We start from the raw sequence: 8449 nt of genomic DNA on the forward strand, positions 1-8449 counted from the left end.
AGAATAACCCACATCTGAAACAGTAAACTCAACCTTTAAGCATGAAAGGCTTGAGGGAAATATTATATTTTTCTGAGTACTCAACCAACAGAGAGCGAGGTTCTTAACATAACACCATCAATAACTAGAGAGTAACGCGTATGGCTAATTTTCCCCATGATTTTGATCATGATACCCCCTTCAATTTTAATCAATCCTGTCCTTGTGGCATTGTATCCCCCCTCAGTCCCTTGGCCTGCTTTTTGCACACGAGCAGCCCCCATGAACAATCCTCCAGAAACCTGTGGATTGTCCTGGTGACAACGTTCCTGGTGTATTTAGGATGGTCCCTTTTCCTTTAAAACTTTTTGGATTGGGGTGTTGTTTTGGAGGATCGATTGGTTCTATGATTTCAATCAGTGAGGCCCCCAGCTTACCCAAACACCTACAACTTGGAAGATCTGCATGGAAGAAAACGCTTATGTCTTGCCTCAATCTCTCACTTCTTCCAACGAGACAGAAACAGGGTTTGGGAAGTCTCAGTTAACGGTACGATTGGCTCCGGACATGGACGAATCCTTTCTGCAAAGGCTCAACAAGGTCTGCTCGTCTTTCCTGACAGAAAACCCGTCTTCGCGGTCAATACGGTCGCTAGAATAGAATTCATTTTTGGTAATACGATTTGTCAGAAGTGTCTTATGATGCATCCATGAAGAACTCAACAAATAGCCTCGGTCGTGCCTAAAACCAAACGTCAAAAAGTCGTCAAAACAAAAAAGTCTGTATTTACCAAAAAGAAGCAACTGGCTTTGGTCGCAGGGTGTCAAGCCAGTTCTCTTACCGTGGAGGCGTACGCCAAGGCGAATAAGATTGCAGCCTCTACGTTGTACCGTTGGGCTGAGGTGGCTGGCGTTTCTTTGAAGTCCGGAAAAAAGAAGGACCAAAAGAGGGTGGCAGACACTAAACACCCTACAAAGCCAGAACCGTTAGAAGCTCCGGAACAGAAAAGCAAACCTGATGAACCCCAGCAGCTTCCTAAACTTGAAGTGAACTATATCGTTCAGGAGTTCTTAGCGATTCTTAAGGACATGGCTACAGGCCTTATCCGTCGGATTACGGGGAAGAACCATTAAGGGGAGGAGAGTTCAAGGGATCGGGTATTTTAACAATCCCACAGCGACGAGCCCTTATACAACCATCCCATAAGGACGACTGGAATCCAGATACCCCTCCTCCTGCCCCCCCCAGTGTCTAAAATCAGACCGGGATGGAGGAAGTATCCTCTTGGTGCGTATTCCGGCTCAATTCGAATGGTGATTCTGGTCTAATCCGAACGGCAATTCCGGCTCAAATCGAACAGTGATTCTGGTTTAAATCGAATAACGATTCCAAGACGAAGCGATGGCCTTTGACCTCCTGTATCAAGGAGACCTTTGGTTATAAAACGCGTTTTATGAACGCTGTATCCTTTTTTTGTTCAACAAAACATGAAAGGAACAGCCCATGTCACGGAGTCACATATCAATGAGAAAGATCAGAGAAATCTTACGTTTACGGTACAGCTGTGGATGTAGTTACCAGGAGATAGCCAAGAGCATTGGCATTAGCGCGAGTACGGCGGTTGAAGGCGTCAAGAGGGCAAAAGCAGTTAACTTAAGCTGGCCTGTGCCCGACAATCTAGGCGACGAAGAGTTGGAGATCAAGCTGTATCCGCCTGCTCAAAAAATCAATAAAGAACAACGGGGAGAGATTGATTGCATTTATATTCATAAAGAACTCAAGTGCAAGCATGTTACGTTACAATTATTATGGAGTGAGTATAAAGAAAAGTACCCCCAAGGGATTAGCTACAGCCAGTTCTGCGACGTTTACCGAGGATGGCGTAATTCAACACTTGATGTCTGGATGCACCAGACCCACAAAGCAGGAGAGAGACTTTTTGTGGATTATGCCGGTCAAACGATGTCCGTTGTAACGGATACGTCGACAGGGGAAGTCGGTGAAGCACAGATTTTTGTAGCTGCGCTTGGTGCGTCCAGTTTTACCTACGTGGAGGCCACATGGACCCAAACGCTTGCAGACTGGATCAAGTCTCACGTGAATGCGTTTGAATATTATGGTGGCTGTCCAGAGATTGTTGTGCCAGACAATTTAAAGAGTGGGGTCCATAAGGCGCATCTTTACGAACCTGATATCAACCCAACCTATCAAGATATGGCCTCTTATTACGGCGTCGCAATTATTCCAACAAGGTCAAGAAGTCCGAAGGATAAAGCTAAAGTTGAGAATGCAGTCCAACAAGTCGAGAGACAAATTCTGGCCAAGCTTCGTAACCGTACCTTTTTTAGCTTGAGCGAGTTAAACCAAGCTATTCAGCCACTTTTGGATGTCTTAAACCGACGTCCTTTCCAAAAACTGCCAGGATCCCGTTTAAGCCACTTTCAAGACCTTGAGAAACAGGCATTAAAATCCCTTCCAACAACTCGGTATGAGTACGCCGAGTGGAAAAAAGTTAAAGCCGGCTTCAACTACCATATTGAGTTAGACAAGCATTTTTACAGTGTTCCCTATGCCTTGGCAAAGGAATCTCTCTATGTTCGCTATGGACCGACGATTGTTGAAATTTTTTGTCAGAATAAATGTGTCGCGACCCATGTCAGAAGTTATGGTGCCAACGGATATACGACAAATACTCTGCACATGCCAAAAGCTCATCAAGCACAGGTGGAATGGACACCCGAACGAATTGTTTCTTGGGCCAAGAAAACGGGGGAAGCAACGGCAAAATTGATAGAAGTCATCATGGCTTCACGCGCCCATCCTCAACAGGGGTTTCGCACGTGTCTTGGGATTTTAAGGCTCGGCAAGAGTTACGGTGAAGACCGTTTAGAGCTGGCTTGTAAAAGGGCTTTAGAGATAGGAGGCCACAGTTACAAAAATGTTGAATCTATTTTGAAGAACAAGATGGATCAACAGTCTTTATCCTCGTCCTCAGAAGTCAATAGCCTCTCTGATTCTCACGAATATATTCGTGGCCAAAAATACTTTAAATAATCTAAAAAAGGAGACCCTTTCATGTTACTGAATCCAATTGTTTACAACCTTCAAAAACTTCGTCTTCATTCTATGGCAAAAGCCTTTAAAGAACAGCTGGAGCAACCAACCATAACGCAGCTGAGCTTTGAAGAACGTCTTGGCTTGTTGGTTGATACAGAAGTCATCGCCCGGGAAAACAGGCAATTACAGGCACGCTTGCGCAGTGCCAAACTACAGCAGACGGCCTGCCTTGAAGATATTGACCATTCATGTCAGCGTAACCTAGACAAATCTTTGTTGGCCACACTTTCTCAATGCCAATGGGTTGCTTCTCATCATAATATTTTGATTGTTGGGCCGTGTGGCACGGGGAAAACATTCTTGGCTTGTGCTCTGGCCCACAAGGCTTGCCTTCAAGGTTATAAAGTTCATTACTGCCGCCTCAGTCGCTTGCTTAGCGAATTGCAGCTTGGAAAGGGGGATGGGAGTTATGGAAAAAGAATGAGTGAACTTGCTAAAACGGAGGTTTTAATTTTAGATGATTTTGGATTGTCTATTCTGACAGATGAGCAACGCCGTGACTTATTGGAGGTTTTGGATGACCGACATGATAAACGCTCTACGATTGTCACCAGTCAGATTCCTGTCAAACTCTGGCACGAAACCATAGGAAATGAGACGTTAGCGGATGCTATCCTCGATAGGTTGGTTCATAATTCTTATAGGCTTGAAATTAAAGGGGAATCTATGAGAAAAGTGAGGAGTAAAGAAAAGGATCAGGAAAACACCAAACAAAAAAACATCGAGGGTCCTTTGCATGACACAACGGAAATCACAAACAATGAAGGGGTGAAAAAATGAGATAAAATCGGAGAGTTCGCTTCTCTTTGATTCGTATTCGAATTAAACCAGAATCCGCGTTCGGATAAAACCGGATTCACCGTTCGAATTAAACCGGAACGGCCATTCGGATAAAACCAGAATTGCCGTTCGAATTCGCCGGAATACGCAACCCAAGAACAGGGGATAGAGTATGAGGTTATTGCGGGCAGCAGAAGATGGAAAGCCTGCAGTGATGCGAATATCTTCTTAAAGGCCTTCGTCCAGGACCTATCGGATGAAGAGGTTGCCATTGCTCAGATTAAAGAAAACCAGCAGCTTCCCATTTGCGATTACTCAAAAGGAATGTACTACTCAAAGCTCATCAAGGGGAAAACACTGACCATAGCAAAACTATCAGAAAGTGTTGGCTACTCAAAAGCCAAAATCGAAAACTTTCTTTCCTTTGAGCGTGTCCCCCCTATCCTTTGGGAAACAGTTGGAAATCTGTCCAGAGTCTCTTCCAGAACGGCTTGGACGATTAACGGTTTGGTGAAGAAGGGGAAAAATTACCTCGACGCTTTGCTTGATCTTGCAGAAGACATTCGTAAAGGAATGGGAAGCAACCTTCTGGAAAAAAAAGTCATGGCAGCTGTCCATGGTTATCAGCAGGACCTCAATGCACAGGGAAAGATTCAGCTGCCCTCTGGACAAACCATCGCTATATGGACCAAGCAGGGCTTGCAGTTTTCTAAAGACTTTGCCTTCAACAAAGAAGACCTCAAAAAGGCGCTCATTGATTTCTTTGAAAAGAAATCCCCAAAAAAACATGAAGACTAGCAGTTTATGCAATTTAGAAATGTCTGGTTCTATGAGGGCTGGTTATCCACAAGTCCACAGCCTTCCCAGCAGCCATCAACAGCTAAGCTGGGCAGGGGCTTGTGGGCCCTGTGGGTAACCTTCGTAATGGGCACAAGTTCTTGAGGAACCTAAAATGAGTCGTCGCACACAGGATTAATAATAAACATGGAGGTTGACATGTTCTCCATTAACAATTTAAAAAATGTAGGTGGATGGAGTAAATTAGCTTACTCTACCCTTTTTCACTGCGTTTCAGTTCATTTTCGGAAAGTTTAGAAATTCTTAAATTATTAAGAGTCCTGCTTGTTATCCTAATTCTTCTATCCATTATCCTGGTGCCGTTCGCAGTGGCTCATGCTGTCCTACCGCAGGAGTGGTGTCTTTTTGCTGGTGATCATCTGACATGCTTATACAGAACTGTTCTCTGCCTAGTGGGCGGTATTTTTATGTTGTCTGTGGTTTTTAATTCTTTAAAAAAAAGAGAAAGTGGACCTTCCGTCTCACTCACTGACAATGAACCTGAAAGTGTGGCCGTGATTAGATAGACGGCCTTTAACCTTTTGAAACAAAGGCAGCAAAAAAGACAGTCAATCAAACTGCCTATATGGGATAAAAAAAGCTTTACGAAATCTTTTCTAAAATTTTTATAGAGAGGTTGTCCTGGAGAATTGCTGTTTAAGTGTTTTCATCGGTGGGAAAGTGCTTTATAAGCGTGATTAATAGCAGGTAGTACTGAACATAGGAGTAAAGCATGGGTATTCTTAGCAGTTTAAACCGCGAACAGAAAGAGGCGGTTGGTCTCCTTCAAATTGGCACTTTTCTCGAATATTTTGACCTCATGCTGTATGTGCATATGGCAGTTTTGCTTAATGAGCTCTTTTTCCCAAAGACTGACCCTCATACGGCTTCCCTTATAACGGCCTTTGCCTTTTGTTCTACCTATGTTTTAAGGCCGTTTGGAGCCTTAATTTTTGGGTGGATTGGTGACAATATTGGTCGCAAATCGACGGTTATAATAACCACCACCATGATGGCCATATCTTGTATGCTTATGGCAAATTTACCAACATATGCTCAAATAGGGATTAGTGCAGCTTTTTTGGTAACGCTCTGTCGCATTATTCAAGGGCTTTCATCAATGGGTGAAATCATAGGTGCCCAAATTTATATTACCGAAATTACAAAGCCTCCTTATGGGTATCCGGCCGTGGCTGCTGTAAGTGTTGCTTCTTCTGTTGGCGCGATGGCTGCTGTTGGTGTGGCAGCCCTGACGACCTCCTTTGGTTTTGGTTGGAGATGCGCATTTTGGATAGGAGCTTGTGTTGCTGTTGTTGGTTCTATTGCGAGAACACGCTTACGCGAAACGCCTGAATTTGTGGATATAAAGTTAAAATTAAAGATACTCGCCGAACAGTGCAAAAACAAAGGAAAGGCAGAAAAGTTATTACGAGAAGGATCAATTTTTTGGAAGGAAAAAATTTCAAACCGTACGTTGCTGGGTTATTTTTTTATTCAATGCGGCTGGTCCCTTACATTTTATTTAGTTTTTATATATTTTAGTCCAACACTGAAAAATGTTTATCAATATACACCAGAAAACGTTATATCCCACAATTTTGCTTTAACTCTAGTCCAGGTTATTCAAGCGTTCGTATGGTGTTATTTAAGCTTCTATGTGCATCCCTTGAAAATTCTAAAAACAAAAAGTGTTATTTTTTTGTTTTTAATGCTCTTGGTCCCCCTTTGTTTGTTTGTCAAGACTGGGGTATGGTTTGTATTTTTGCTGCAGTCTCTTATCTTGGTGTTTCACATTGGTACATTTCCTGCCGAATATGCCATCTACAATAAATTTCCTGTTTATAAGCGCTTTACCGCTTGCAGTTTTTTTTATGCCTTAGGGAGAGCCATAACCTATCCGATAGTATCATTTGGTACCGTTTATATGGCTGATTTTTTTGGTCACTGTGGAATTCTCTTGGTTACAGTTCCTCTAGCTCTAAGTTTCTTATGGGGTGTTCGCCATTTTGAAAAGCTAGAAGGGTTGCAACCTGATACGATATCTAATCCGTTAGATGATGCGGTAAGTAGTCACGCTGCCTGACGTTGTTTTTTTATGGAGCTTTAAAAGTGAAGGATAATAAACCCAGAGGTCTGAGCTGGGAAGCGCGTTTTATGGTGGTGATGGTTCTGATTATGGTCGTTCTCGTTTTGATCATATCACTTCCGAAGTGATACTTCTGTTGTTTTACAACGGTTATGCTATACTGAAGACCTTAAGAGGTACCATGAAACTATAATGATATTAGATTGGCAGGGGGCTCTCAATGCTTGATTTTATAGAAACAGCTGCTGCAATCAAAAGCTATTATACGGATCTCACTGATTTTTTAGAGGAAGATGATTTTTGGGTTTTAACAGCGGAACAACAGAAGCGTTTGGCTAAAGAAGACCAGGATAAAGAATGGTTTATGATTAACCCTTCTAAGCTAAAAGATAAAACCGCTTCTATTAGTGTTGTGGATAGTTATGAAAAAGACTCCTTATTAAGAGCTGTTCTTTTTATCATGAAGACAACGAATGCTTTACCAGAAGGCAGCTCTTTTAAAGAGAGATTGCTCTATACGAAGCGCGTTTTACCTCCCGTCATATTTACGGATAAAGGATTATAAAAATGTCAGATAAACCCCTGATCAGTTTCGACTATGCGATCAAATATCTCCTCAAGAGTAAGGGGGATTATGATATTGTCGAAGGCTTTATCTCGGCCCTTTTAGCAACAGAAGGTTATAAGCCTATCAAAATTAATGCTCTGCTGGAAAGTGAATCCAATAAAGAATCAGCCCATCTGAAAAAAAGTATTGCTGACCTTGTGGTCCAGGATGAAAACGACAATAAATATATTGTGGAGATTGAACGCTCGTTCACCCCTAACTTTATGCACAAAGCGTGCTTTAATACCTCAAGGCTTGTGGTTGACAGCATTTCTGGTAACCAAGACTATACGACCATCAAGAAAGTTTTCCATATCAGTTTGCTTTACTTTTCTACTCGAGAGATGAAAAAGCCTATTTATCACGGTAAGACGATTATCCATGAAATCGACACATCCCAACCTGTGACCATGCGAGTAGCCAACCAAGGCTTGGTGATGTTTGAGCATAAGGATATTTTCCCTGAATATTTCTTTATCTCGATTCCTTTGTTTGATGAGCTGGTTCATCAAGAAATTGATGAATGGCTTTACATGATGAAGCATTCTGACGTGAAGAGTGATTTTAAGTCGCCTTATATGAAGAAGGTTCAGGAACGATTAGCCGTTTTGAAGATGAGTGACGAAGAACGAGGGGAATATTATCAATATCTCAAAGAGGCCGTTCATTCCCAGGATGTCCTAACAGCGGCTGAAGAAAAAGGCGAGATAAGAGGCATTGAAAAAGGCAAGGAGGAAGCCAAGCTAGAGATTGCGAAGAATCTTTTAGCGTCTGGCATGGATACAAATACCGTTGCGTCCATCACCAAACTTACTAAAAAAGATGTTGAAGGATTGGAATCAGAGATGGGGTGAGCTTGTTCGGTGGTACTCCTGAACAAGTATTCATGCTGTTGTATTGGATGTCGAGTTTTTGTCCACTGCTGCTGATACGAGCGTATCCGATGACGGCCATGGTATAAAATTTCCTTAGAAGTTATTACATAGACACTATTACACATGAATTTACACACGTCAAGCTGGGGGGATAAAAAAGGGGTAAAA

8 protein-coding genes are annotated in these 8449 nt (G+C 42.5%); all 8 read left to right on the plus strand.

The annotated features are described in order from the left end of the window. Positions 1 to 140 precede the first annotated feature (140 nt). The 8 genes from EQU50_RS07120 (at position 141) to EQU50_RS07155 (ending at position 8260) form a co-directional block, all read left to right on the plus strand. Positions 141 to 341: a hypothetical protein gene (locus EQU50_RS07120; protein WP_130154437.1), complete on the plus strand. Its 201-nt coding sequence runs from the start codon at positions 141 to 143 to the stop codon at positions 339 to 341. Positions 342 to 716: 375 nt separating this feature from the next. Beyond that, on the plus strand, positions 717 to 1112 hold the full coding sequence (locus EQU50_RS07125; RefSeq protein WP_130154438.1) for a hypothetical protein: 396 nt from the start codon (positions 717 to 719) through the stop codon (positions 1110 to 1112). A gap of 391 nt (positions 1113 to 1503) precedes the next feature. Beyond that, positions 1504 to 3033 (plus strand): IS21 family transposase, encoded by a 1530-nt coding sequence (gene istA, locus EQU50_RS07130; protein WP_420886594.1) that lies wholly within the window; start codon positions 1504 to 1506, stop codon positions 3031 to 3033. A gap of 21 nt (positions 3034 to 3054) precedes the next feature. Next, entirely contained in the window at positions 3055 to 3876 is an 822-nt protein-coding gene (gene istB, locus EQU50_RS07135; protein WP_130153461.1) for an IS21-like element helper ATPase IstB, read from the plus strand. A 165-nt stretch (positions 3877 to 4041) separates the two neighbouring features. After that, complete coding sequence (locus EQU50_RS07140; protein WP_130154439.1) at positions 4042 to 4674, plus strand: ParB/RepB/Spo0J family partition protein; 633 nt, start codon at positions 4042 to 4044, stop codon at positions 4672 to 4674. 772 nt (positions 4675 to 5446) lie between these two features. Beyond that, a complete protein-coding gene (locus tag EQU50_RS07145; RefSeq protein WP_130154440.1) occupies positions 5447 to 6796 on the plus strand; it encodes an MFS transporter in 1350 nt (449 codons plus the stop codon). Between the two features lie 223 nt (positions 6797 to 7019). Then, the gene (locus tag EQU50_RS07150; RefSeq protein WP_130154441.1) at positions 7020 to 7364 is read left to right on the plus strand and encodes a hypothetical protein; all 345 of its coding nucleotides are present in this window, start codon (positions 7020 to 7022) and stop codon (positions 7362 to 7364) included. Positions 7365 to 7366: 2 nt separating this feature from the next. Continuing rightward, positions 7367 to 8260, plus strand: a complete 894-nt coding sequence (locus EQU50_RS07155; protein WP_130154442.1) for an Rpn family recombination-promoting nuclease/putative transposase — start codon at positions 7367 to 7369, stop codon at positions 8258 to 8260. The last annotated feature ends 189 nt before the right edge of the window (positions 8261 to 8449 follow it).

This window comes from Candidatus Finniella inopinata (assembly GCF_004210305.1).
Taxonomy (GTDB): domain Bacteria; phylum Pseudomonadota; class Alphaproteobacteria; order Paracaedibacterales; family CAIULA01; genus Finniella; species Finniella inopinata_A.

Bases quoted from the DNA above. Each gene is read 5' to 3' on its own strand.
- istA (WP_420886594.1), top strand. From the start codon at position 1,504: ATGAGAAAGATCAGAGAAATCTTACGTTTACGGTACAGCTGTGGATGT.
- EQU50_RS07120 (WP_130154437.1), top strand. From the start codon at position 141: ATGGCTAATTTTCCCCATGATTTTGATCATGATACCCCCTTCAATTTT.
- EQU50_RS07145 (WP_130154440.1), top strand. From the start codon at position 5,447: ATGGGTATTCTTAGCAGTTTAAACCGCGAACAGAAAGAGGCGGTTGGT.
- EQU50_RS07150 (WP_130154441.1), top strand. From the start codon at position 7,020: ATGCTTGATTTTATAGAAACAGCTGCTGCAATCAAAAGCTATTATACG.
- istB (WP_130153461.1), top strand. From the start codon at position 3,055: ATGTTACTGAATCCAATTGTTTACAACCTTCAAAAACTTCGTCTTCAT.
- EQU50_RS07155 (WP_130154442.1), top strand. From the start codon at position 7,367: ATGTCAGATAAACCCCTGATCAGTTTCGACTATGCGATCAAATATCTC.